The following is a 24,197-nucleotide window of genomic DNA, read 5'->3' as shown; positions in this document are numbered from 1 at the left end:
ACCATTAAAAGTTTGTTACATTTGTCTTTGGCGTTTCTCAACTGCTAATGCAGCTTCACGAACCACTTCGCTCAAAGTCGGGTGGGCATGGAAAGATCTTGCGAGATCTTCGCTGCTACCGCCGAATTCCATACAGACGATCACTTCATGGATCAATTCAGAAACACCAGGTCCCACCATGTGAGCGCCCACGATGCGATCTGTTTTCTTGTCAGCGAGGATTTTCACGAAACCTTCTGTGAATCCTTTCGCTCTTGCGCGACCGTTGGCCAAGAACGGGAATTTACCCACATTGATCTCAAGACCTTTTTCTTTAGCTTGTTCTTCAGTGATACCCACAGAAGCAATTTCTGGATGAGTGTAGATAACACCAGGAACTGTGTTGTAGTTCACATGTCCTGCTTTACCAGCGATCATCTCAGCAACGGCAACTCCTTCTTCTTCCGCCTTGTGCGCAAGCATAGGGCCTGTGATAACGTCACCAATCGCAAAAATGCCTGGAACATTTGTTTGATAGTGAGAATCTACGATGATGCGACCTTGTGGGTCTTTTTGAATTCCCATCTCTTCGCAGCCTACGCCATTTGTGAATGGCTTGCGGCCTGTCGCTACAAGGACAACATCTGTTTTCAAAGACGTGGCTTTTCCATCAGTCAAAGATTCGTAAGTGATCTCAACGCCGTCATTCAAAGTTTTAGAACCTGTGACTTTTGTTGAAGTCAGAATCGTCATGCCTTCTTTTTCAAGATTCTTTTTAAGCACGTTCATGCAGTCTTGGTCCATAGGACCGCCCAGACGGCCTGTGTACTCGATCACAGTGACTTTTGTGCCAAGGCGTTGCCATACAGAACCAAGTTCAAGTCCGATCACGCCTCCACCAACAACAACCATGGATTTTGGCAGTTGAGCAAGAGCCAAGGCGCCTGTGTTAGAGACAATTCGTTGTTCGTCAAACTTCAAGAAGGGGAGTTCAACCGGAGCTGAGCCCGTCGCGATGACGATGTTTTTCGTCGTCAAAACTTGAGTCGTTCCGTCGTTGGCTTTCACTTCTACTTTTCCAGCACCAACAATTTTACCCATGCCGGTGAAAGGAGTGATTTTGTTTTTCTTAAAGAGGAACGCGATACCTTCGGTATTTTGTTTAACCACTTTATCTTTACGAGCCATCATTGTTGGCAGATCCAATTCAACTTTGGAAACTTTCACGCCATGAGCAGACAAGTCGTGTTGAGCTGTCAAGAAGTGTTCAGAACTTTCCAAAAGAGCTTTTGAAGGAATGCAACCTACGTTCAGGCAAGTGCCGCCAAAAGTTTTGTCTTTTTCAATCACGGCTGTTTTGAGCCCCAATTGAGCAGCACGAATCGCCCCAACATAACCGCCGGGACCAGAACCAATTACAATCACATCAAATTGAGTATCAGCCATAGAAGCGTCCTTTTTAGAGAATGGATACACTCAAAATATACTTTATTTCATTGGAATTGGTTATGCAGGATGCCTCGCATTAAGTCGGAGAAAGGTCCTAAAAAGCAAAAAACCCCTGAATGAATTCAGGGGTTTTTCTTAGAACAAGAGCTTTATTATTAAGCCGCTCTTTTTTCAGCGCGTTTTTTCCAAACAGGCTGCATTTTCTTATAGAACTTAACGTCTGTTTTGCAGGCTTTCGTATACTCTTTCGTGTATTTATTAAACTTCTTATCAAGCCATGCATAGTAGCAAGTGTACATATAGTTCGTGAAGAACTTCGTCATCCATTGGTGAGGACCGTTCACAGGGAACTCATACTTGCCAAAGAAACGCGGAATCTCTTGATTGAAAGTGCGCCACCATTCATTGGCTTCTTTCTTGTGAACGAAGTTTCCGACGAACAAGGGCTTACCCTCAAACGTAAAACCCACTTCGTAGCCGTGGCCTACAGGTTTAAAATAAGATTTAAATTCGTAGCCCCAGTACGCATAGTGCTTAGTTTTGTTCATTAAATTTCCCCCTATTGGTTATGAACAGATTGTTTATCTTTTTCGGATTTTTTACGGGGGAGTTAACGTGTGGACAGAAAATAAAAAGGCCCGTCTCAAAACGGGCCTCATGGGAGCCTATACTTCGAGAAGCAATCTTTCAGGATCTTCAACAAGTTCCTTAATTTTCACTAAGAAACTCACGGCTTCTTTACCATCGATGATTCTGTGATCGTACGTAAGTGCGACATACATCATCGGACGGATTTCAACTTTGCCATCAATCGCCACAGGACGATCTTGGATTTTATGAAGACCCAAGATAGCAGACTGCGGGTAGTTCAAGATCGGAGTTGAAAGAAGAGACCCAAACACACCACCGTTAGTGATCGAGAAAGTTCCACCACTCAAATCATTCGGAGTGATTTTTCCATCACGGCCTTTCAAAGCCAAATCACGAACAGCCATTTCAATTCCTGCCAAAGACAACATGTCAGCGTCTTTCACAACTGGAACCATCAAGCCTTTTTCAGTCGATACCGCAATACCGATGTTGTAGTAGTTGTGGTATTCAAGATCAGTTCCCGTGATCAAAGCATTCACCGCAGGGAACGCTTTCAAAGCTTCCACAGAAGCCTTCACGAAGAAACCGTTAAAGCCCAAGTTCAAACCGTATTTTTCTTTGAACTTGTCTTTGTACTTTCCACGAAGCTCCATCACTTTGCTCATGTCGATTTCGTTGAAAGTCGTCAAAAGAGCTGCTGTGTTTTGCGCTTCTTTTAATTTTTCCGCAATACGCTTACGGATTGTTGTCATAGGAACGATTTTTTTATCGCCTTGTTTTGAAGGACCGCGAGCGGCCATAACTTCCGCTGCAGAAACTTGCGGAGCAGGAGCTGCTTTTGCCGGCGCTGCTCCAGCCTGCGCCGGTTTACCGGCTCCAGCACTGCCCGCGTCCGCGGCTAACACATCACCTTTAGTCAAACGACCGTCTTTACCAGTGCCTTGAATTGCTGATGTATCCAACCCTTTTTCCGTTACAATTCTTTGAACAGCAGGGGATAGATGCTGAGAAGCATCTGTTTTAGCTGCCGCTTGAGGAGCTGCTTGAGCAGGTGCTGCCGCTTCCGCTTGTGCAGGTTTTGCTTCTGCTGCGCCCGCCGCTGGTGCCTTTGCATCAGTATCAAGAGTCGCGACAGTAGCGCCGATTTTTACAACCGCGCCAGCTTCGCTCCCAGGAAGAATAGTTAATACGCCGTCGTTTTCAGCAACAACTTCAACGCTGGCTTTGTCTGTTTCAAGAAGCATTAAAACTTCATTGCGCTTAACGAACTCGCCAGATTTTTTTGTCCAGCTGCCGATGGTTGCTTCTGTGATGGATTCCCCAACCGCGGGAACTTTAATCTCTTGTTTCATGCAACGTCCTTTTTAACCTGGTGCCTTAAGCGCCAAAAATAGATTTAACAATTTCCGCTTGTTCGATTTTGTGTCTGTGGATAGAGCCCGTTGCTGGAGAAGATCTCTCCGGGCGGCCCACGTATTCAAAACCAAGTTTCAAACCTGCTTTAGCCACAACGTCGACAAACTTGAAGTAAACGCTTTGGAAGGCACCCATGTTTTTAGGTTCTTCTTGCGCCCAGATCAAAGTTTTCGCCTTAGGGTAAGACTTCAAAACTTCAGTCACTTGTTTAGCAGGGAACGGATAGAGTTGTTCCAAACGAACAAGGGCAATGTTGTCCTTCTTCGTTTTTTCTCTTTCCTCTAAAAGCTCGTAATAAAGTTTACCAGAGACGAACACAACCGTGTCCACTTTGGATTTATCAACGGTGTCAGCAATCACTTCTTGGAAGTGACCTTTCGCAAGATCTTCAATGGAAGAAACCGCGCGAGGATGACGCAACAAAGACTTCGGCGACATCACGATCAATGGTTTGCGGAAGTCTCTGTGCATTTGACGGCGAAGGGCGTGATAGATTTGCGCGGGAGTCGTCAAGTTGCATACTTGCATGTTGTTTTGCGCACCTGATTGCAAGAATCTCTCAAGACGCGCCGAAGAGTGCTCAGGTCCTTGGCCTTCATAACCATGAGGCAGAAGCATCACAAGACCGCTCATTTGTTGCCATTTCGTTTCGCCGGCCGCGATGTATTGATCGATCACGATCTGCGCACCGTTCACGAAGTCACCGAACTGAGCTTCCCACATCACAAGGCTGCGAGGATCTTGCACAGAGTAACCGTATTCGTAACCAACCACGCCGTACTCAGAAAGAATACTCTCTGCCACAAGCAATTTTGCTTTTGGATTCAAATCCGCAAGAGGGAAGTAAGCTTTGTTCGTTTTGAAATCATACATACCTGCGTGACGGTGAGTGAACGTCCCGCGCACGCAGTCTTCACCTGTCAAACGAACGCTCGTGCCTTCAGAAAGCAAAGAGCCGTAAGCCAAAAGCTCACCCATGCCCCAGTCGATCATCTCTTTACCTGAGCCCATGTTTTTACGAGTCTCAAGAAGTTTGATCAATTTTGGATGAGGAGTGAAGCCCTCAGGGAAAGAACCGATTTTTTCACCGATCTTTTTTAAAGTCGCAAGATCGAATGTTGTATCGGCTGTTTTTTCAATATCAGCATCTGTCGCCTTACGAAGGCCTTTCCAGCTTCCTTCAAACTTAAAGTTTTTAAGCTTCGGAGGATTCTTCTTGGTTTCTTCGTAAATCGTTTGCAGACGATCCATCGCTTTCGCGTAAAGGTCATCGATAAATTTTTGATCAAGGCTGCCTTCAGCAACAAGTTTCTTTGCATAAAGTTCGCGCACTGTTGCGTGAGCTTTGATGAGTTCATACATTTGCGGCTGAGTGAAAGCAGGTTCGTCACCTTCGTTATGACCGTATTTACGGTAACAGATCATGTTGATGACAACGTCTTTACCAAACTCTTGGCGGTAACGAAGAGCGATGTCCATCGCACGGACAGCGCTTTCAACATCATCACCATTCACATGAAGTACTGGTGTGAAAGTCATTTTTGCTGCATCAGAAGCGTAGCGGGTAGAGCGTGTATCAAAGCCATTTGTCGTGAAACCAACTTGGTTGTCCAAGATGATGTGGATTGTTCCGCCCACGGTGTGAGGTTTTACTCCCGCCATTTGCAAAACTTCTTGCACGATCCCTTGACCTGCAAAAGCCGCATCCCCGTGGATCAAAACGGGCACAACTTGTTTTCTAGTCTCGTCGCCCATTTTATCTTGAGCCGCACGAGCCATACCGACAGCAACCGCGTTCACAGTTTCAAGATGTGAAGGGTTGTAAGCCATCGTCACTTTGCAAGTTCCTGTCGCCGTTTTCTTTTCAGTGACATAACCCAAGTGGTACTTTACGTCGTTATCGAAATCATCAACGGGCGATTCAAGTTGAAGAGGTCCGTTGAAGTCACCGAACACGTACTCTTCACCTTTGCCAAAGAAATTCACGAGAAGATTCACGCGACCACGGTGGGCCATGCCGACGAAAACTTCTTTGACTTGAAGGCCCGTGCCCTTGTTCACAAGAGCTTCCATCATCGGCAAGAAAGAATCCGCACCCTCCACAGAGAAACGTTTCGTTCCTACGTAACGAGTGTGGATGAATTTCTCCAAAGACTCCGCTTTCGTTAAAGCTTGCAGAGCATTTTTCTTATCGTCCAAAGAAAGTTTGGAACCATTGCCTTCAAACTCTTGTTGCAACCATTGGTACTCTTTTGGAGTCGCATCGGAAGCTTGCAGAGACATTGTTCCGCAATAAGTTTTTTTCAAGTGCGCGATGATGTCAGAAAGTGTGGCGCCTTGTTTGCCGATCAAAGAACCAACTTGGAATTTGGCATTAAAATCTTTTTCACTCAGACCAAAACGTTTCAATGCAAGAAGGTCGCTGGCTTGAGGGGCGTAAAGAGGATTGAGATTTGCCTCCGTGTGACCATCAGCTCTGTAGGCTTGAATCAATTGGAAAACAGAAAGCTCTTTGTCGGACATTCCGAATTTACCTTCTTGGGCAAACTCAACTCCCTCAAAAAAACTTTTCCATTCTGGAGCCAAAGAATCCGGATTGGTTTTGAAATCTGCATAGAGCTGTTCGATATACTCTAGGTTCGCACGATTGATGCCACTATTGTTCACGATGATCCTCACGTTTATAGCACAGTAGTTTACGAGTGCTAATTTTTCAAAATCTTGGGAGTTTGACACGCTTTAATGCATGGCAAAAACGCAAGCTTTTGATATTAAAGAAGGCCCGGTCATGATAGCTCTTTTTTTATGTAAACTGAAGGAGTTTAAGCTGTGTATAAGTTGGTGCTCGTAAGACACGGTGAGAGTGTTTGGAATCAAGAAAATCGTTTTACTGGTTGGCAGGACGTAGATCTTTCAGAGAAAGGTCGAGCCGAAGCTCTAAAAGGCGGGAAAGCCCTCAAAGATAAAGGCTTTAGCTTTGACATCGCCTATACAAGTGTCCTCAAAAGAGCGATTAAAACTCTGAACTTCGTTTTGGATGAAGTTGATCAGGTGTGGCTTCCAGTCCACAAAGATTGGCGCTTAAATGAGCGTCACTATGGTTCGCTGCAAGGCTTGAACAAAGCCGAGACTGCGGCTCGTCATGGCGAAGACCAAGTGAAAATCTGGCGTCGCAGTTACGATGTTCCGCCACCTCCAATGGATGTGAACGATCCTCGCCATCCCTCTCATGATCCGCGTTATGCTGGTGTCGATCCCAAACTTCTTCCTAGCCAAGAGTCTTTGAAAGACACCGTGGCGCGTTTTCTTCCGCTGTGGAACAGCACGATTGCTCCAACGATCAAAACGGGAAAGAAAGTGTTGATCGTGGCTCATGGAAATAGTTTGCGAGCTTTGATCCAGCATCTTGAAGGCATGACTCCAGACGAGATCATGGCCGTGAATATGCCAACAGGTATCCCTTTGATGTATGAATTGGACGCAAACTTTAAGGTCCTTAAGAAGGAATTCATTGGAGATCCTGAGGAAGTCAAAGCAGCTATCGAGGCTGTTGCGAATCAGGGGAAGGCGAAATAGTTTCGTTCCACAATCTTCGATGAAACACCAAAAGTGTCTTAGAGTGAGGCACTTTTCGGTGAAAAACAGGACATCCGGACGTTCACAATCTTAAGTTTGGTATTCTATTTGTCGATACGGACAGATAGGAGAACCATCATGAAACCATCCTTCTGGCGCGAACGTTTTGTCTCAAAGCAAAATAATAGAGGTAGTGCCTTCGTTCAGGCCCTCGTCGCGGTCGGCGTAGTCGGGGCCATGATTTACTACCTTTCTCCTGAAGTTATCAAACATCGCCAACAAGTTGAAAAAACATCTTCAATCATCACTGCGCGCTTGGCTTTGCACTCCATGGTGGACTTTACGTTATTGGGTATCAAACAGCGTTGGTGTTTTTCTAAGGATTGGATGCAGGAATCTTGCGGAGGAGATACAGCCTCTGCTTCTATGGCCGCCGTTCTAAGTCATCCTCGTTCGGTGGAGCGAGTGTTAATGAAAAAAGAGACCGTGGATTTTTTAAGAGCCATGGGCGTAACTAACGCCGGCAATATTCCGGTTTCAGAGATCAGACAAGATATTTCAATTAAGTCCTTCAGTGCCATGCATCCGATTTATAAAATCATTTCAGGCCTTAAAGGATATAAAGTTGAAAATATCCGTGTCGTGATTGAGCGAAATAAAAACTCCCTTATTCCAGAATACGGAAGAGAAGTTTATCTTAAAGTCGTTGTCAGCCTGATGGACGCTTCCATGCAACCCATTAAAGTAGGTTCGAGTATTTTGACGACAACTTCATTTGTAGGTGTCTATCCTCGTGAGGTCGGAAGTTTTGCCTTGCTTGTTGCTGGCGATCTTCGTTTGGACAAAAAGAATGGTTCTGGTATGGGAAAAGGCGATGCTTATTTCCGTCAGTTCGATTCAATAGTTGAAAGAGCAAAGTATACGGGGCTTGTCTTTGAAAGCCCGGTTTTCGTTAATGGAAGTGTTACTCTTCCTTCAGCACCGTCACTCAGTGTCGATAAAAACAAAGGTGATACCGTATTTACTCCGGTAACCTTCAAAGAAAAACTCATCATGGGTGAAGGGCCTGTCATGCGTAAGCGCAGTGATGGGAAAATGGCGGAATTCACACCCCGTTCATCCGGTATGGATTTGGATCAACTTTGGGATGACATCAGACAATTTGGTGGCTTCCAAAAAGGTGTTGAGATTGATGCAAAACGCGATTTGGGGTTGGACTTCCTTTCGGGTCTTGAGACGGGAACTTCCAATGCAGATCCCGAATTCATGAATAGATGTATTGCCTACAATCTTGCGAAGTACGATTTGAATCGCACGATGAATTCGGAATTGCGTGGTCAAATTCTTAAAGAGAATAAGAACCAGAACAAATACGAATACCGCCTTGGGTTGACAGAAAAAAACCGTTTCAATCCGCAAACGGGTCAGGTGAAATCACCATCTCTGATTCAAGCTGGTTGGTTCGGTGAAATTCTCAAAGGCTGGAACTTAAGTCAAAACAGTGGTGCCGTTGCGAAATACTCTATGAACTTTGGCCGTATGAAAGTTGAAGGGGAGCTTCCCGATAACGGAACTGTGACTCTTGAGCCTGAAATCAACTTGAAGGAGCTTAAAGATCGCGTGAGCGGTCAGCTTAAAGATGCCGAGTCTCAGTTGTTATATGAACAAAGACAACTCGAGAACCTGGAAAATGAAATTGAAAGAGCCAATAGAGACATTGATGAACTTAAGGATGATCTAAGAAAAGCTGAAGATAAAAAGCCCGTCGATAAAGCGAGAGTGGCGTATCTGGAAAGACAGATCGACAATATGCAAGATCGTCTACGTATGGCTGAAAGACAGCGTACGAAGCAAAAACAAGATATTGCCGAAGCGGAAGAACGAGTCGCTACTATGCAAAAGCAGTTAGCGGCAGTGAATGCTCAACAAGGTGTCCAACCTAAAATTCATATCTCGATCTCGCAAATCGTGGACCCTAAAGACAGTGGAAACAAAGATACAAATCCGACGTTCCGTGATGTCAAAGTGGAATTTGAAAATGGTGAGCTCTTGGTGAATTCAAGAGGTGAGCCTATGGATATTTCTTTCCAACTTGAGGCTTATGATGTCTCTTACTTCCAGGGAACCTCTTTGCGAGGTTGGTCTAACGGAAATAAAGGATGGTTGTTCTTTAAACGCACTGGGGGCGGTGGATTCCAAGTTTCGCAAAACGTTTCTACTGCGATGGGACAGTCCAAGGGCGATTTACCAGATGATAACCCACTGATTAACTATGACGTCGCCTGCGCCAACCAACAAAGCACGGCGTTTGCCGGAACGGATTGGTCGCAATCTTTTGCACCGAGTTCAAGATATTCGTGGTCGTTTACGCATCCATATAAAGATCGCGTGAATTGGATTTTTGATAGCGGGAACGCCTATAAAAATCCTGCCGGTGGAGGCTCTGCGGTCTTCAAGGTGATTTCCATGGCCCGAGATTGCATTATCAAAAGTTCAGCAAACTTTGTGACGGGTTTCTATACTTGTGAGCGTTTGATTATCGAACCTCGTTCGACGAAATTAAGAATTATCGGTTCATTCATTGTTGCGAATGGTATCGAAATCGCGAAGGAAGCTTACGACGCCGGGATTCGTTGGAGTACGATCTATCACCCAATGGCGACCTTCGAATTGCGTCAGGCCGGGGTATTAAAGGCGTTGGAAAATAAATCTTGCGAGACGATCAACCGCTTTCCGGTATGGCATCCATATCCGTCCATGAAAGATGTGGCGAACTTGTATCGTTGCAATGCCATTTCTCTTCGTTCGAAAGCCGATCCATTCCGTTGGACATCTGTCGATCCGGATTGTGGTCTGATTGGGCAAAGTAAATCAACGATGTGTAAAAACCGTTTAGTGAAGTTCTACGTTCTTGAAGTATCAAGGGAGTCGGGCATATGAAGACTTCGTTACTTAAGAACAACAAGGGTATTTCAATCTTAGAGAGCTTGCTGGGGCTGGCGATGATCACTTTGGTGGGGTCGTTTTTTATCTCGGGCGTTCTCGGTATGAAAAAGATTGCAAAAGACAGCGGAACTAAAAACTCCGTCTACAAGCAAATCAACGACGTGATTGAAAATATTCGTCCGAATGTTCGCATGTATCAAATCAACTACGTGCAAACAGATGAAGAAAGAAACAATGCCCTGGCGTTGGATAAGCTTCCGATGGCATGGGGTAACGGTAAACTTGAACCTAAAGAAACCTGCCCAGGATGTCCTGGAAGGTATGGTTTCGTGATTCAAGCTTATCCCGGAATTAAGGGTTTGTACTTAGTAACTGTCAGACTCAGTCACAAAGATTGGCAGGGGTCCTCGGAGACTCCTGTTGGTAAAGGTGGCGAGAAGACATATGGTTTCGTGGACTATCAATTTGTGGTGAATTCGCAATGATGAGGAATCAAAAAGGTTTTACTTTAGCTGAAATGGTCGTCGGTGTTGCTCTGATGGGAATTCTGGGCATGGTGGCGGCGTCATTCTTCTTTTTTACTGCAAAAACGAAAAATGAAATCACCAACGAAATCGAAGAAAAAGTCGATAACATTATTGCCGAGCGTATGCTTTTAAAGGATTTAAAGTTATCGGAACCGTCTTTTAATAATCTTGTGGTCGTGGACGATCATGGCCATCGTTTCTTTGACTTTATTACCGATATCACTGAATCGGGATTAAATACCGGCGAACGCCTTTTAACTTTGGAGTTCGGCCGACGTAATGAATTTATTTTCTTAATTACTCGAGAACGTGTGTCTGAAAGTTTGATGTATGCACCTGCGGCTGCTTATGACATCGGGGCGCCCTCTGGAAACCCAAACGTCGCTTCAGATTTAAGTTTTCGTTCTTTGAATAAAGATAAATTGGTGGAGCTTTCTAAACCCGCATTCTGGCAAATTGGCTCTATCTTAATGTTGGATTCACCAGCCGCAGTCCGCGCCATGACGGCAACAGGGCCGGATTATTCAAGACCTGCAAGGTCGCCGATCTTCGTGGGTGTGGTGACGACGCTGGGTCAGTCACGGTTGACTCCGCTCAGTTATAGTATTCCAAATTTCCTGGATACTTCTCATCCGATGTATCCAAGTGAGACGATTACAAGCGAAGATGCTTTCTTCCGAGATATACCGCCAATGGGGGGAGCAGCCCCACTTGTTCGCTTGAAATCGGTTTCAGTCGTAAAGTATTATTTAGAGAAGGATAAAGAGGGGAAAGTGAACCTTTTACGGTCGATATACACGGGGCAGACTTTTCCGCAAGGACAACTGTTTGCCGCGGATATCACAAAGGTCCAATTCAAGCGTAATGATGCACATGACGCTTTGATTTACTACATGATCGAACGACCGGATAAGAAGGGGAACTAGAAGGGGGCTTGTATGTTTAAGAAGAAGTGGCTTATCGCTCCACTATTGTGTGGCGTAGGGTTTCATGCATTTGCAGCCGATCAACAGCCAGCAGCCGTAAACTCGGGAGCTGGAGGGACGGCGGGCTTCCAAGGTGTGGTTTTGTCGGGGCAGGCTTCGCGTGCTTCACAAGAGGGAATCACAATCAATATTTCAAATACTTGCTTTGGTACGAATCTGAGATCCGTATCAAATCCGATTTCTCCTAAATCCACAGTTCAACTTTTTCTTACTATCAATGACAAAGGTTCATTGAAGCAGTTCCAAGTTAACTATCCAGCCAATGTGGTGTCTTTGGCCGGCAGTGAACAAATCGTACAGATTTCTGGAACAGATGTAACAGGTGGAGCTTCCGCTTCTTACGCCGGAAATAACGTGCGCGTGACTATACCAATTAATTTCACGACAAAAGTGGATGAAGAGGGAAATATCAGCGACGACTTTGACGTAAAACTTCATGATGTTCGCTTTAAACAGTATTTTGCTCCTGGCACAGAGAGCGGTCAGCAATATATGGGTTACACAGGGGATCTTTCAAGCAACGTTTATACAAGCAATTCTAGTGACGGAAAACAATACAGCATCTCCGCCTTCTTCCCGGGGGAGAATGGGTTCTGCGGCGGATACTTCTCTCCGCTCATGGTGTTCTTTGATGACAAGCGTCCTCAGTTCACGGCCGAAGTGGATTTCCCGCTCAACCCTTCAGGTAAAACAATGTGGCCTGAAAAAGGAGCTCCGGGTGCCTTCATTGCCGTTGACCGTAACGGCGATAAAAAGATCACAACAGCGGATGAGCTTTTTGGTAACCAAGGCGACAAGTTCAAAAATGGATTTGAAGCTTTGCGTGAATTTGATTCCAACAAAGATGACGTGATTGACAAAAAAGATAAAGACTTTGCGAAATTGCTTTTGTGGTATGACCGCAATGGTGACGGCGTCGTGCAAGACGGTGAGCTTGTTTCTTTGAAGTCAAAAATTAAATCCGTATCTTTGAAATATGATGCTTCCACAGCAAGCTCTATTGCTGACAGAGCCGAGGTCAGAGAGCGCAGCACTTTCGTCTTTGTTCAAAAAGGCAAAGAAAAGAAAGGTTCTGTGATCGACATGTGGTTTGCTCCGAAAGTGAAATAAGTAAAACTTAAATGATAAATAAAACGGCGCCTGCGAAATCAGGCGCCGTTTTATTTTCCTGTCGTGATACATATTGACGGTCTTTGCTCACGAGAAATAATGACCCTAGAGCAGAGGAGGTCTATATGCCTATACGTGGACTCACTCCATGGCATGCGCAGCTTGCGCCCAGAGACAGTCAGTTTGAAGAGTTCATCAACGAGTTTGATTCTGATTTTCGGCCGGGTTCTTTGACGTCCTCAGAAGAAGAGTTTTCACCCGCTTTGGAGGTGGAGGAAAACGAGAATGCCTATCTTGTAAGTATTGATCTTCCGGGCTTGAAAAAGAAAGACATCAAAGTGGGGCTCGGTAATAATATTTTGACAGTGACAGGCGAAAGACAGCGCCGCTTCGAGGGTGAAGAAAAGTATACTGAAAGAACCTATGGCAAGTTCGTCAGGAGTTTCTCGGTTCCTTCTGAAGTCGACGCAGATAAGATTGACGCTCGTTTTGAAGACGGGGTTTTGCTGATCACTCTTCCTAAAACCGAGGGAGCACGCAGTCACACCATCAAGATTTCGTAGAGACATTGTTTTTACTTGATCCTCAAGGCCCATATGTTTGAATAAACCTATGGGTATTCTATTAAAAAACATTTCAACTCTTTTAACCCTTCAGGGGGCGGCTCAGAAAATGGGTCGCTTTGTGAAGGAAGAAGATCTCGGCATTCAACTTCAGTCTTCGATTCTTATTGAAAAAGATCGTATTGCTTGGATGGGGCCTCATAAAAAACTTCCCAAAGAATTTGCGAAAAAGAAATCTCTTCAAGAAATCAACATGAAGGGAAAGACCGTGTTGCCGGGATTTGTGGAGTGTCACACGCATTTGATTTTTGCAGGTGATCGCGCCGCTGAATTTGAAATGCGCAACCAGGGGGTGAGCTATCAAGAGATTGCAGCCCGCGGTGGCGGTATTCTTTCGACAATGAAAAAGACCCGCGGAGCTTCTCTTGTGGATCTTACCAAGTGGGGGCAAGAGCGCGCCAATCACTTTATTTCCCAAGGTGTGACGACTTTGGAAATCAAATCCGGTTATGCCTTGAATTTAAAAGACGAACTTAAAATGCTTCAAGCCGCACAAAAGGTGAGTGGCTTAAGAACCGTCAGCACCTTTTTAGGGGCCCACGCGTTGCCTCCGGAATTTAAATCTTACGAATCTTATCTTGAATTTTTGGCTCAAGATATTTTGCCAATCGTAAAGAAAAAGAAACTAGCTCGTCGTGTGGACGTCTTTATTGAAAAAGGTTTCTTTCCTCCAGAAGCTTCAGAAAAATACCTGCGTCGTGCCCAAGAGCTTGGTTTTGAAGTTCTCGTGCATGCTGACCAGTTGTCATTAAGCGGTGGCAGTGATGTGGCCGTGCGTATTGGGGCTTTGTCAGGCGATCATCTTTTGCAGGTCTCGGAGAAAGAAATTAAAAATTTAGCGAAGTCAGAAACAACCTGTGTGCTCCTTCCAGCGGCGGATCTTTATATGAAAACAAAGTATCCACCGGCGAGAGAGATGATCGAGGCCGGAGCACGCGTTGCTTTGGCAACAGACTACAATCCGGGAAGCTCACCGACGCAGGATTTGAATTTGGTGGGATTGCTTGCGCGATTAGAAATGAAGATGACTTTGCCGGAAGTCATCGCGGCCTACACCGTGGGAGCCGCGCATGCTTTGAATTTGCATCATGAAATAGGGTCGTTGAAAGCTGGAAAGTCTGCTGATATTTTGTGCATAGAGAAGGATTGGCAGACCTTGTTTTACAGTGTCGGAGAGAGGGTTGAGAAGATGGTTTTTTCGAGAGGAAAGAAGATTTTCGGCAGCTTAAAATAATTTGCTGCGTCAGAAAATTTAAGATTCTTAAAATTTCCTTTGAAATATCACCTCTTTTCTTCCTAGTCTGGAGCTGTGTCAGTGGGGGGGGAAGTACAACATGAGATCGTCATATACCACTTTAATGCAGTCGAAGTATTTTAATCCTGCGTTTAACAGTGCCATCTTTGATGGTCCCGTGCGCATTTACTTTGCGCAGTTTCATGAGGCGTTGGCTTTGAAGATCTATTTCCTGATCCAGCAAAAGTTGGGTGCGGAGATGGCGAAAGCTAAGGAAATCTCAAAAGCGACGGGTGCCAATATCTTGGTGATGGTCTATCCAACAGCAGATAGCTTCCTTCTTTCTTTCGATGGCGCAGAAAAAAGCCAAGGCCCTCTCGAAGTGGAGAAATGGCATGACGACGTCGTTATCGGCCTTCGTGGACCTATCGAGGATGAAAACCTGGATCTTTTGATAGAGACTTTGCGTCTCACAATGGAAAACTGGCGTCCAGCCTCCCTTGAGGTGACTTCCGCTCTTGCGGAACTGTGATATACTAAAAAAATGAATAATAACCGAGGTCAGATTGTGGTGGAGTACGTACTCCTCCTCGTCATAGCAGTGGGGATTGCGGCGCTCTTAACGAGCCGTCTTGTGAGTCGCAATGCCGACGATCCAGGAATCCTCGTCGCCAAATGGCATTCCATTCTGCAGGTTATCGGCGACGACGTCCCAGATAAACGCAAAAAATAAAATTATAAAAACGGATTTCCGCGTTTGTGAATTTCTTCCTTCACAGCAGCTTGCATGCGCTCTTGAATGTCCTGAGCAATTTCATGAACCAGTTCTGCATCTTCAACAGCCGAAGGCTTGTAAGGCAAATGAATCGGCTCTAGAAAGCGGATTCTCCACTTTGCTGGCAAAGGAATGATATTCAGAGGAAGCGGAATCACAGAGCCTTTTAAGAACTTCGTGAATTTGAGTTTTTTCAGATTAATATGAGTTTCCTCTGCACCCAAGATCACCACCGGTACGATGGGGCATTGAGTCTCTAAAGCCATGCGCACAAAACCACGTTTAAATTCTTGAAGCTGATAGCGCTCCGACGTCGGTTTGAAATTTCCCTGTTCGCCTTCAGGAAAAAGAACAATGGCATTTCCTTTTTTAAGGGCGTTAAGTCCATTTTCGTAAGTGGCTTCCGTAAATCCCATTTTGTGCGCCGGAATCGCCGTTGTTTCCGTCAAAAACCAGAAGTGGTGTGTGAGAACACGGGGAACGCGCTTGGCTTCTTGTTGAACGATGTGTCCCAAAAGAAAAGCGTCAAAGCCCGAGTAGCCGGAGTGGTTGGGGGCGATGATGACAGCTCCTCGACGCGGAATGTTCTCAACACCGGCGATTTCCATGCGAAAGTATTTACGCAAAATTTCCAGAAGAAAACGTGGCAGCACGCGAAAAATAAGAGTGTCTCGGTCAAGGTTCCGAAGACCAAATATTTTTTCGTTGGGTTTCTGCAAGAAATTCTTCATGATGTTACTTAGTTATCCATCGACGGCGGAGTGTTTATGTCTTCTTCTTTTATCATGGCTATTGACCAAGGTACAACCAGCTCTAGGACTTGCATCATCAATCAAGCCGGAGGTCTTGTCGCAGAGGCTCGTGAGACCTTCAAGCAGATTTTTCCAAAGCCAGGATGGGTCGAGCATGACCCTGAAGACATTTGGTATTCCACACAGCGCTCAATGCGTCTTGCAATGGAAAAAGCAGGGATTAAAGGTTCCCAAATCCGCGCGATTGGGATCACCAACCAACGCGAGACAGTGATGCTTTGGGATCGCAAATCAGGAAAAGCCATTTACAACGCGATCGTATGGCAATGCCGTCGCACGCAAGAAATCTGTGAAAAATTAAAGAAGAATAAAAAAGAAAAAATGATCACGGCCAAAACGGGCCTGGTTTTAGATCCTTATTTTTCTGCAACTAAAATTCAATGGATTTTAAAACAGGTTCCAAATGCGATGAAAAAAGCCCGCAATGACGAATTGCTGGCAGGAACAGTGGACACTTATTTGTTGTGGAAATTGACGGGCGGTCAATCTCACAAAACGGATGTCAGCAATGCTTCACGTACGATGTTAATGAATATTCACACGGGCTGGTGGGACGAAGAGCTTTTAAAACTCTTCACTGTTCCTGAGGGGATTTTGCCAGAAATCTGTCCCTCCAATGCGGACTTCGGCCACACCCAAGGTTTGGGATTTATGCCGGACGGTATTCCAATAACAGGCATTGTGGGTGACCAGCAGGCCGCTCTCTTTGGTCAAGCTTGTTATGAAGTCGGCGAATCTAAATGTACATTTGGAACGGGAAGTTTTCTTTTGCTCAACACTGGCAAAAAAGCCGTGAGATCAAAAAATAAACTTTTAACGACGATTGCCTGGAAATTAAAAAATGAAGATGTCACCTACGCTCTTGAAGGTGGCGCCTTTGTCTGCGGAGCGGCTGTGCAATGGCTGCGCGACGGTTTAGGACTTTTCCAACAGTCTTCGGATGTCGAAGCTCTTGCAAAAACAGTGGACAGCACAGAAGGTGTTGAATTTGTTCCTGCTTTGACTGGCTTGGGAGCGCCTCACTGGAAACCAGAAGCGCGCGGAGTGATCTGCGGTTTGACTCGCGGATCAACAAAAGCACATATTGCGCGAGCTACTTTGGAAGCGATGGCTTTGCAAAATGTCGACATACTTGTGACCATGCAAAAAGATCTGGGCAAAAAATTAAAAGGTGTTCGCGTGGATGGTGGGGCGGCTGCCAATGATCTTCTTATGCAATTGCAAGCGGATTATTGCGGTGTCAACGTCATTCGTCCTAACAATTTAGAAACGACGGCTTTGGGCGCGGCCTTTATGGCAGGTCTTGGTTGTGGATTCTGGAAAGACCTCAAAGAAATCCAACGCGTTTGGAAAGTGAACAAAGAGTTCAAAGTAAAAATGTCATCGAAAGAACGCAAGGCGCGCATGATTCGCTGGGAAAAGGCTTTGGAGAGAGTGTAAATGAACGGCAACCAGCAAGGGCAAATGATCTTTAAGAAAGTGGCAGTCTCTGAAAAGAAGCTCCTCTTTCGTGAAATCGCGGATGATAAAATGCAAGTTTCCATCAAGGGAGCTTTGCACGACGACGTATTTCATCTGATTGCTGTGCAAACGGAAAAAGATGAAGCCCTTCTCTGTCATCACACGGCGGATTCTAAGGGAATCACGACAGCACAAAAAGTGATCGTGAATTTTGCCTTTAAGTCGGAACGCTATTTCTTTCAGACGGAACTTTATTTTGAAGCGGGTTGGGCCGTTTTAAAAATCGACGTCGATCTTTTTCAACTGCAAAGACGAGCTAGTGCGCGCATTGATATTCCGGCAAAGTACGACGCTGTATTTATGCTCTCTAACCATGGCGGACGTTCGTATTTCCTTGAGTGCCGAGTGAGAGATATCAGTGCAGGTGGATTTAAGATGGAACTTCAGGCCGCACAACCTGAACTCAAGATAGGTGATCGTGTAAAAGGGACGCTTCGCCTAGGAGTAAGGCGTCCCATAGAGTTCGTCGTTGAGGTTCGTTTTGCACAAAGCAAAGATGATGCTGGTGTCATTAAGCAAACTGTCGGCATGCAATTTCTTGAGATCGACCATCTTATGGAAAGTCGCTTGCTCAGTCTTATGATGGACTTGCAAAGAGAAATTTTCTTAAAGTTCCCACAGAAAAAATAACCCATTTTGTCGTTTGAATTAATTTCATAAAGAGGCCCTTTGGTGTCACTTTGTCCGGCACGGATCTTGGATAAAGGACTTCGTCTGATAAAAAAGGAGCCTTTATGAAACTACCTATTCTTTCTGCTCTCTTGGTTGCTGTGACTTTGTTTCAAGCGCCAGCATTTGCTGATATTCGTCCTGGTATTATTAAACCTGATCCGCGTCCGGGAGACCGTCGCGATGATCGCAGAGATGATCGTTGCGATAGTTATCGCAGACACGATTGCCGCGACGACCGTCGTGACGACAGAGATGGCCGCCACGGTGGCTACCGTCCGCCAGTAAGACCTTATGATCCACCTCCAAGACATCCTCCTTACAATCCGCCTCGTCATGAGCCGGCGCCTCCGCGTCCATATCCAGATTATCCGGATTATCCACGCAATAACTATGGCGAAGCCAGCGTTCAATTCTATGGTGTAACAAGAAGATCAGGTGGCGAGTGGTTGCGCGTCAGCTTCAACTATGCAGCTTATGTTGATTACGTTCGTGTCGATCTTTACAGAGCGGCACTTCAAATTCACGAAGCTTATGCCATCACGCAAAGTGGTCGCAGAATCTTGATTCGTGATTTGAGTTACGCCGGAGTTTTCTACGCAGGCCGCGTGGTGACTTCTGAATACATCACGGCGGGTGAGCGCATTGTTGCTATCGACATCCGTGCTGAATCAATGGGTGACTATGCTGACGTCAACATCAGTGTCATCTCTAACGATGGAACACCGTCCATCTATCCAAGTCGTTACTAATTTTTCAAGAAAGCCCCCCAAACTTTTTTGATTATTACTAAGGCTCCTTTTCCCTAAAGGAGCCTTTTCTTTTTTCTCTGTCGTTGTAATATCGATCGAGTGGGATTCTGAAGGTGGGTTTCCTTGTATACCTGTCGCTTCGGGAGGCACAGCATCGTGCTTCAATCGCCGCCGCACATTCGTGCGGTTCGCGCATCCATGCGCCGGCGAAGGCCTCCCTTCGGACAGATATACAAGGAAACCCACCTTCAGAATCCACGACGGTCATTGCTTCGTTCAAATAAAGTTAAGCTCTTTGTGTTTTGGATCTTTTAAATCTGCCAAGCTCTACTTTTTTAAGCTTTTAACAATTCTTTGGTTCGTTTTATTGCAAGTTCGGTAGACTCTATTTGATCTTGTGGGGCGTTCATTGATTTCCGAAGACTGAGGGCTTCTTCGAATTGGGCTAAGGCGTCTGTGAATAGATTTTGGTCGAAAAGATTTTTACCTGAGTGTTGGAGGGCGAAGGCTAAATAGTTTTTAGCTTCTTCGTTCTTTCGGCAAGTTTGGATGAGTTCGGCGAAGAGAGTGTTACTTTTATTGAATTCCTTTTTGTCTTGAAGAACGTGGGCGAGGCGGATTTTTTGTTGGACTTCTCTTTGGATTCCCAGCTTTTCTTTTGCGATGATCTTTAAGGATTTTTCGAGGGCTGTCTCCGCCTTTTCGAATTCTCCGAGTATTCTTAGATAGACGGCCATTTCTCCAATCACACTAATATATTGCTTTGGGTCTTTGATAGAATCTAAAGACGATTCCATATTCTGAATATAGGACTTTAGATGCTTTGGATTTTCTGGAATGCTGCGGAGATTTTCATCGAATTTGAACTTGGGCTTTTCCATTGTTCTTTTTAACTGCGATGTTTTTCTTGCTCGAGTTCCCTGATTTTTTCCGTCATATTTTGTAAGCGGTCAACAAAGGACTTTAACATGCACTCCGCCCATGTTGGGAGGTCGGCCATTAATTGTTTGAAGCCTTCTTCGGATACTTTGACTAGAACAACATCGGTTACCGCCTGCGCTGAAGCAGAACGGGGACTGTTCGAGATCATAGCGAATTCCCCGAAGGATTCTCCGTCGACGATGTCTACGATGGGGATTCTTTTTCCCATGTTGTCTTTGGTGAAGATATTTACGACGCCGGATTCGACGATGTAGAAATGGTTTTCGATGTCGCCTTCAAAGAAAACGAAGTCACCGGGTTTGTACGTTTCTTTTTGAATGGCAGTCATAGCATCCGACATTAACAAAGTCCTTTTTGTATGTGAGTCGTGCTTCTAATTATGCGTGGATTTCCGATTGGCGCCAATCAAATTTCAATCGAGGAAGTTTGAGCGCCCTCGCCAGACTCATCCGTGTTTCAACTCTTATCCGTGTGGAAATAGTCCGTATCCCAGTCACTGGTCCTTGGGCTATGTCGTTATTTGTTTGTTTACGCATCGGACACCTCCTGTGAGTTTTCGGACAGGAGATCCACCAAAAGCGAATCTGGCGAGAGCCTGATTCGCTTTTGTTTCCGGCATCCTGCCTCCAACCCCTTCGGGGCTTACGCAAAAAAATATCATCCTGATATTTTTTTGCATTTTCAGCGCCTAGAGCTACTCAAGCGGGTGTGGGAATTGCACTTCCTTCGGCTTATGAAAACATCTGCTGTAAAAACCGTTTTATGCACGTTTGTATTGGTTTTGATGACGTTGGCTGGCTCTTCTGCCTACTCACTTGACAGTCACAATGAATGTCGAGCCAACCCCAATGACCCCCATTCTCCGGGTATCGTTATGCTTCGCGGGAAATATCAAGGGCGTTGCATGGACACGTCTTTTAAAAGAGCGGTTAAAGTTCTGTCGTTGGAGCGCGATCTTTTAACAATTTCCAACTACCGCAAAGGCGGGAAGTTCTATACGGCCGAGATTCCATTGCAAGACCTTGAAAAAGTCAGTTACATCGTCGTCGATTTAAATTCCAAGCCTATCAATGCCGGTGGTTTGATTAATATTTCTCATACGGAACTTCGTTTTAAGTTTAAGCATAAAGACTCCATCCGCCTTCTTCCCCAAGATCCTTCGGATCGAACTCTTACAGACGGAGATTTGGTAATTTCTTATAACTACATGGCGCCTCAAGGTGTGGAGTACAGTCCGGTTAAGGGTTTCGATGAAGATCTTTATGGCGCCGTTTTGCAGTTTTTCTCCATGGAAGATGAGGTGAAGACTCGTTTTGTAGATCAGAAGGTGAACGCCTATGAGATGGCCTTGTCAGTAAGACCTTCTCAAGCGATCAAGATCTTGGTTCATGCCGCTCAAGACAGTCAAAAAATGGGCTATGCATCAGCTTATGATACTTGGACGAACAACTGCACAACGAAACTCTATGATATTTTGGATGCGGCCCTCAGCTTAAAGACCGCTCCTTACCGTTTTTCCACAAAGCGCATTGGGGATACGGGAATGGCTCCGGGGATTTTGGCGTTGGGAAAGCGGGGGCTTCTAGCCTCTGATAGCCGGGTCACTCTTGTAAACTCCGAGTTTGGATATAAGAGGCTCAGTAGCTGGAGTGGCCATTATTTTGACTATTGGCTCGGTAAAACCTATCAGGACGTTCAAAACACCTTCTGGGTTCGCAAGTAATATTCAAAAAAAGAATGGCAACTTATTTGTTATGTATTTTTAAAAACCTCGCAAACCGACTACAAGGGTGGAGTCGGTTTAATTTTAACGAGGTAACAAATGAAAAATGCAGTCGTTCTTTCTGTTCTTACATTCGGTCTTAGTCTTTCTGCCTCCGCAGATCCACAACCATGGTTGGCAATGGTTGGTAACTACACAATCCCTGAAACTTGCAAAATTGATTACGAAGATGGTTTCACAAAAGCCCGTATTCAAGTTGTTCGTGGCGGTCAAGAAATCGAATTGACGGCTTACAAAGGTTCAGACTCAGCAACCCAATACATTCCTGTTGGCAACTTCCAGCGCCCAGCAAGTGGCACAGATGGAGATGTTTTTTATTCAGTAAAAGACATGACGGGAGCAAGCTTTGTAGCGACGGAGCATTTCGTTCGTAAAGGCAGTGATACATGGCCTGACCTTGAAATGTTAGAAACTTACTCTTTGTCTTTGCAGGACGGAGTTCTTACTTTGGTGCAAACTCACCAGGATTCTTACAAAAAATCAGCTATCACAAAACAAACGTGCGTGCTAACGGCATTGCAAGATGCTAACGAAATAACGGCTGAAGATATCGAAGTTTTGGCGGATCGTGATTTAGAAAAACTATCAAAAGCAGCCGATATTGCCGATGCTTCTGGAATGGATTTAGATCAAGCGGCCTTCCAACTTGGCAAATTTCAAATGAATAAAACAAATCCGACGAAGGATGAGTTGAAAGAAGTTTTGGCTTTGCACGCAACTCTTTCAGATGTCGACGTTGAATTGCGTGTCGTAAGAACGGCAAAACCAGAAGCAACAGCGGCGTTTGCTCTAAAAACAGCGTTGAATATCGTGGAGGCAGCCACTCTTAAAACGCCTGAATACAAAAGCTTGCGTGACCTTAAAAAAGCCATGATTGATGTTTTGACTTTGAAAAAATCAAACTTGAAAGCGATCTTGGTAAAATGGAACCACTCAGATGCAGATGGTGAAGGCCTCTTGTTGATTGATGAATCTACAGGCCAAGCTCTTTACATCGGTTCTGGATATTTCTCTTAAATATCTGGAGGTACGGACTTACTTTTGGTAGCGCAATCGCGTTAGACGCAGAAGCGCTACCAAAAGTAAGTCCGTACCTTTTGAGTTAAATGATTTTATTCAAATCCTGAACGTTGCGAATAAAAGAAATTTTCTTGTCTTTAGAAAGCTTCAACTCCGCAAGATGTCGTTTGTTTGAAAACGGAATGACAAAATGCTGGAATCCTAATTTATCAGCTTCCTTAATACGATTTTCGACGAATGAAACTCCGCGCACTTCGCCAGTCAAACCGATCTCGCCAAAAAAACAAGTTTTCGCGTCAAGATCACGACGGCTTTGTGTCGATAAAATGGCAGCCGCCACCGCTAAATCTGCCGCAGGCTCTACCAATTTCAATCCTCCGACCACGTTGATAAAGATATCATTCGCCTGCAAACGAACATCCAAGTGACGATCCAAAACCGCCGTCAAAAGATGCAGACGGTTGACGTCAATTCCCAGCGCCGTTCTTCTTGGCATCGCCATGGGACTTGAAAGAGTCAACGCTTGCACTTCACACAAAAGAGGTCTTGTGCCTTCCATCGAGGCAAAAACCGCCGAACCAATCAGTTGATCTCCGCGCTCTTCCAAGAAAAGTTCAGAAGGATTAGAAACTTCTTCAAGGCCTTTGGAGTTCATTTGGAAAACACCTAGTTCATGAGCGGCCCCAAAACGATTTTTCAAGGCACGCAAGAGGCGGAAGTTGTAAGAGACATCTCCGTCGAAGGAAAGAACGCAGTCGACCATGTGCTCAAGCACTTTTGGACCTGCGATGTTTCCATCTTTCGTGACGTGACCAATGAGAATCACTGTGATGTTTTCTTGTTTTGCAAGACCCATCAAGTGACCCGCACACTCACGCACTTGGGATACGGAACCGGGAGCTGCCTGCAAATCAGGAAGATACATTGTTTGAATTGAGTCGACGACCAAGATCTCCGGTTTTTTGAAACGCGCAAGTTCCATGATCGTGTGCAGGTTGCTTTCGCAACCAATCTCAATCAAAGGGGAGCGAATGCCCAAACGATGGGCACGAGATCCTGTTTGTGAAACGCTCTCCTCGCCGGAAATGTACAAAATTTTATGTTTGTTTTTTGCAAGTCCACCGGCCATTTGCAAAAGCAGTGTGGACTTGCCGATGCCAGGAGAGCCGCCGAGCAAAACGAAACTGCCGCGGGCCAAGCCGCCGCCTAAAACGCGGTTCAGCTCTTCAAAACCTGTATCAAAACGATCCAATTTTACTTCTTCAAGGCTTTGGTCTAGTGAAATGGGTTTTGCCGCAGGTGTCCCTTTTTCAGGCGAACCGGTGGACCATCCTCGAGTTTTAACCTCGGGCATCTGCAGTTCCTCGACGAAAGAGTTCCACGCGCCGCAGTCAGAGCATTTTCCTTCCCACCTTGGTCGTTGGGCCCCACAATTTTGACAGGTATAGATCGTTTTAGTTTTCGATTTTGCCATAGATATTCGGTA

At 45.3% G+C, this 24,197-nt stretch carries 21 protein-coding genes; 13 read left to right on the top strand and 8 right to left on the bottom strand.

Annotation, left to right across the window (positions count from 1 at the left end):
- Nucleotides 1-15: 15 nt before the first annotated feature.
- The 4 genes from lpdA to ACL934_RS13685 all read right to left on the bottom strand — a co-directional run bounded on the left by lpdA (nucleotide 16) and on the right by ACL934_RS13685 (nucleotide 6,102).
- Entirely contained in the window at nucleotides 16-1,425 is a 1,410-nt protein-coding gene (gene lpdA, locus ACL934_RS13700) for a dihydrolipoyl dehydrogenase (protein ID WP_413612458.1), read from the bottom strand.
- 158 nt (nucleotides 1,426-1,583) lie between these two features.
- A complete protein-coding gene (locus ACL934_RS13695; protein ID WP_374074314.1) occupies nucleotides 1,584-1,976 on the bottom strand; it encodes a hypothetical protein in 393 nt (130 codons plus the stop codon).
- A 117-nt stretch (nucleotides 1,977-2,093) separates the two neighbouring features.
- Nucleotides 2,094-3,371: a 2-oxoglutarate dehydrogenase complex dihydrolipoyllysine-residue succinyltransferase gene (odhB, locus tag ACL934_RS13690; RefSeq protein ID WP_374074312.1), complete on the bottom strand. Its 1,278-nt coding sequence runs from the start codon at nucleotides 3,369-3,371 to the stop codon at nucleotides 2,094-2,096.
- Nucleotides 3,372-3,396: 25 nt separating this feature from the next.
- Nucleotides 3,397-6,102, bottom strand: coding sequence for a 2-oxoglutarate dehydrogenase E1 component (locus ACL934_RS13685; protein ID WP_374074310.1), 2,706 nt, complete (start codon nucleotides 6,100-6,102; stop codon nucleotides 3,397-3,399).
- 162 nt (nucleotides 6,103-6,264) lie between these two features.
- Here ACL934_RS13685 and gpmA point away from each other — a divergent pair, with 162 nt between their 5' ends.
- From gpmA to ACL934_RS13645, 8 genes are all read left to right on the top strand, one after another.
- Nucleotides 6,265-7,011 (top strand): 2,3-diphosphoglycerate-dependent phosphoglycerate mutase, encoded by a 747-nt coding sequence (gene gpmA / locus ACL934_RS13680; protein ID WP_374074308.1) that lies wholly within the window; start codon nucleotides 6,265-6,267, stop codon nucleotides 7,009-7,011.
- A 138-nt stretch (nucleotides 7,012-7,149) separates the two neighbouring features.
- Nucleotides 7,150-9,951, top strand: coding sequence for an ATP-binding protein (locus ACL934_RS13675; RefSeq protein WP_413612457.1), 2,802 nt, complete (start codon nucleotides 7,150-7,152; stop codon nucleotides 9,949-9,951).
- Nucleotides 9,948-10,442: a hypothetical protein gene (locus tag ACL934_RS13670; protein ID WP_413612456.1), complete on the top strand. Its 495-nt coding sequence runs from the start codon at nucleotides 9,948-9,950 to the stop codon at nucleotides 10,440-10,442. Before ACL934_RS13675 ends, ACL934_RS13670 begins: the two co-directional genes overlap by 4 nt.
- Nucleotides 10,439-11,410, top strand: a complete 972-nt coding sequence (locus ACL934_RS13665; RefSeq protein ID WP_413612455.1) for a Tfp pilus assembly protein FimT/FimU — start codon at nucleotides 10,439-10,441, stop codon at nucleotides 11,408-11,410. The genes ACL934_RS13670 and ACL934_RS13665 overlap by 4 nt, the downstream gene beginning before the upstream one ends.
- A gap of 12 nt (nucleotides 11,411-11,422) precedes the next feature.
- Nucleotides 11,423-12,580: an EF-hand domain-containing protein gene (locus ACL934_RS13660; protein WP_413612454.1), complete on the top strand. Its 1,158-nt coding sequence runs from the start codon at nucleotides 11,423-11,425 to the stop codon at nucleotides 12,578-12,580.
- A gap of 125 nt (nucleotides 12,581-12,705) precedes the next feature.
- A complete protein-coding gene (locus ACL934_RS13655; RefSeq protein ID WP_374074298.1) occupies nucleotides 12,706-13,143 on the top strand; it encodes an Hsp20/alpha crystallin family protein in 438 nt (145 codons plus the stop codon).
- Between the two features lie 49 nt (nucleotides 13,144-13,192).
- On the top strand, nucleotides 13,193-14,437 hold the full coding sequence (gene hutI / locus ACL934_RS13650) for an imidazolonepropionase (RefSeq protein ID WP_413612453.1): 1,245 nt from the start codon (nucleotides 13,193-13,195) through the stop codon (nucleotides 14,435-14,437).
- Between the two features lie 100 nt (nucleotides 14,438-14,537).
- Nucleotides 14,538-14,969: a hypothetical protein gene (locus ACL934_RS13645; RefSeq protein WP_413612452.1), complete on the top strand. Its 432-nt coding sequence runs from the start codon at nucleotides 14,538-14,540 to the stop codon at nucleotides 14,967-14,969.
- Between the two features lie 203 nt (nucleotides 14,970-15,172).
- Here the strand turns inward: ACL934_RS13645 and ACL934_RS13640 are convergent, their stop codons facing one another.
- A complete protein-coding gene (locus ACL934_RS13640) occupies nucleotides 15,173-15,943 on the bottom strand; it encodes a lysophospholipid acyltransferase family protein (protein WP_374074289.1) in 771 nt (256 codons plus the stop codon).
- A 36-nt stretch (nucleotides 15,944-15,979) separates the two neighbouring features.
- Here ACL934_RS13640 and glpK point away from each other — a divergent pair, with 36 nt between their 5' ends.
- The 3 genes from glpK (at nucleotide 15,980) to ACL934_RS13625 (ending at nucleotide 18,966) form a co-directional block, all read left to right on the top strand.
- Nucleotides 15,980-17,464, top strand: coding sequence for a glycerol kinase GlpK (glpK, locus tag ACL934_RS13635; RefSeq protein ID WP_374074288.1), 1,485 nt, complete (start codon nucleotides 15,980-15,982; stop codon nucleotides 17,462-17,464).
- Nucleotides 17,465-18,175 (top strand): flagellar brake protein, encoded by a 711-nt coding sequence (locus ACL934_RS13630; protein ID WP_413612451.1) that lies wholly within the window; start codon nucleotides 17,465-17,467, stop codon nucleotides 18,173-18,175.
- Nucleotides 18,176-18,279: 104 nt separating this feature from the next.
- Entirely contained in the window at nucleotides 18,280-18,966 is a 687-nt protein-coding gene (locus ACL934_RS13625) for a beta-sandwich domain-containing protein (RefSeq protein WP_413612450.1), read from the top strand.
- A gap of 335 nt (nucleotides 18,967-19,301) precedes the next feature.
- Here the strand turns inward: ACL934_RS13625 and ACL934_RS13620 are convergent, their stop codons facing one another.
- The gene (locus ACL934_RS13620) at nucleotides 19,302-19,847 is read right to left on the bottom strand and encodes a hypothetical protein (RefSeq protein ID WP_413612449.1); all 546 of its coding nucleotides are present in this window, start codon (nucleotides 19,845-19,847) and stop codon (nucleotides 19,302-19,304) included.
- An 8-nt stretch (nucleotides 19,848-19,855) separates the two neighbouring features.
- Complete coding sequence (locus tag ACL934_RS13615; RefSeq protein WP_374074279.1) at nucleotides 19,856-20,248, bottom strand: Crp/Fnr family transcriptional regulator; 393 nt, start codon at nucleotides 20,246-20,248, stop codon at nucleotides 19,856-19,858.
- 393 nt (nucleotides 20,249-20,641) lie between these two features.
- Between ACL934_RS13615 and ACL934_RS13610 the strand changes: the two genes are divergently transcribed.
- Together ACL934_RS13610 and ACL934_RS13605 are read left to right on the top strand one after the other, a co-directional pair.
- Nucleotides 20,642-21,631: a DUF4105 domain-containing protein gene (locus tag ACL934_RS13610; RefSeq protein WP_413612448.1), complete on the top strand. Its 990-nt coding sequence runs from the start codon at nucleotides 20,642-20,644 to the stop codon at nucleotides 21,629-21,631.
- A 99-nt stretch (nucleotides 21,632-21,730) separates the two neighbouring features.
- Complete coding sequence (locus tag ACL934_RS13605; RefSeq protein ID WP_413612447.1) at nucleotides 21,731-22,708, top strand: hypothetical protein; 978 nt, start codon at nucleotides 21,731-21,733, stop codon at nucleotides 22,706-22,708.
- An 85-nt stretch (nucleotides 22,709-22,793) separates the two neighbouring features.
- On the opposite strand, the gene radA is transcribed toward ACL934_RS13605, so the two are convergent.
- Complete coding sequence (gene radA, locus ACL934_RS13600; protein ID WP_374074272.1) at nucleotides 22,794-24,185, bottom strand: DNA repair protein RadA; 1,392 nt, start codon at nucleotides 24,183-24,185, stop codon at nucleotides 22,794-22,796.
- Nucleotides 24,186-24,197: the final 12 nt, after the last annotated feature.

The organism is Bdellovibrio sp. HCB-110 (assembly GCF_047323225.1).
Classification (GTDB): domain Bacteria; phylum Bdellovibrionota; class Bdellovibrionia; order Bdellovibrionales; family Bdellovibrionaceae; genus Bdellovibrio.
Note: the sequence above shows the minus strand (reverse complement) of the source record. Positions and strands in the feature narration are given on the sequence as shown.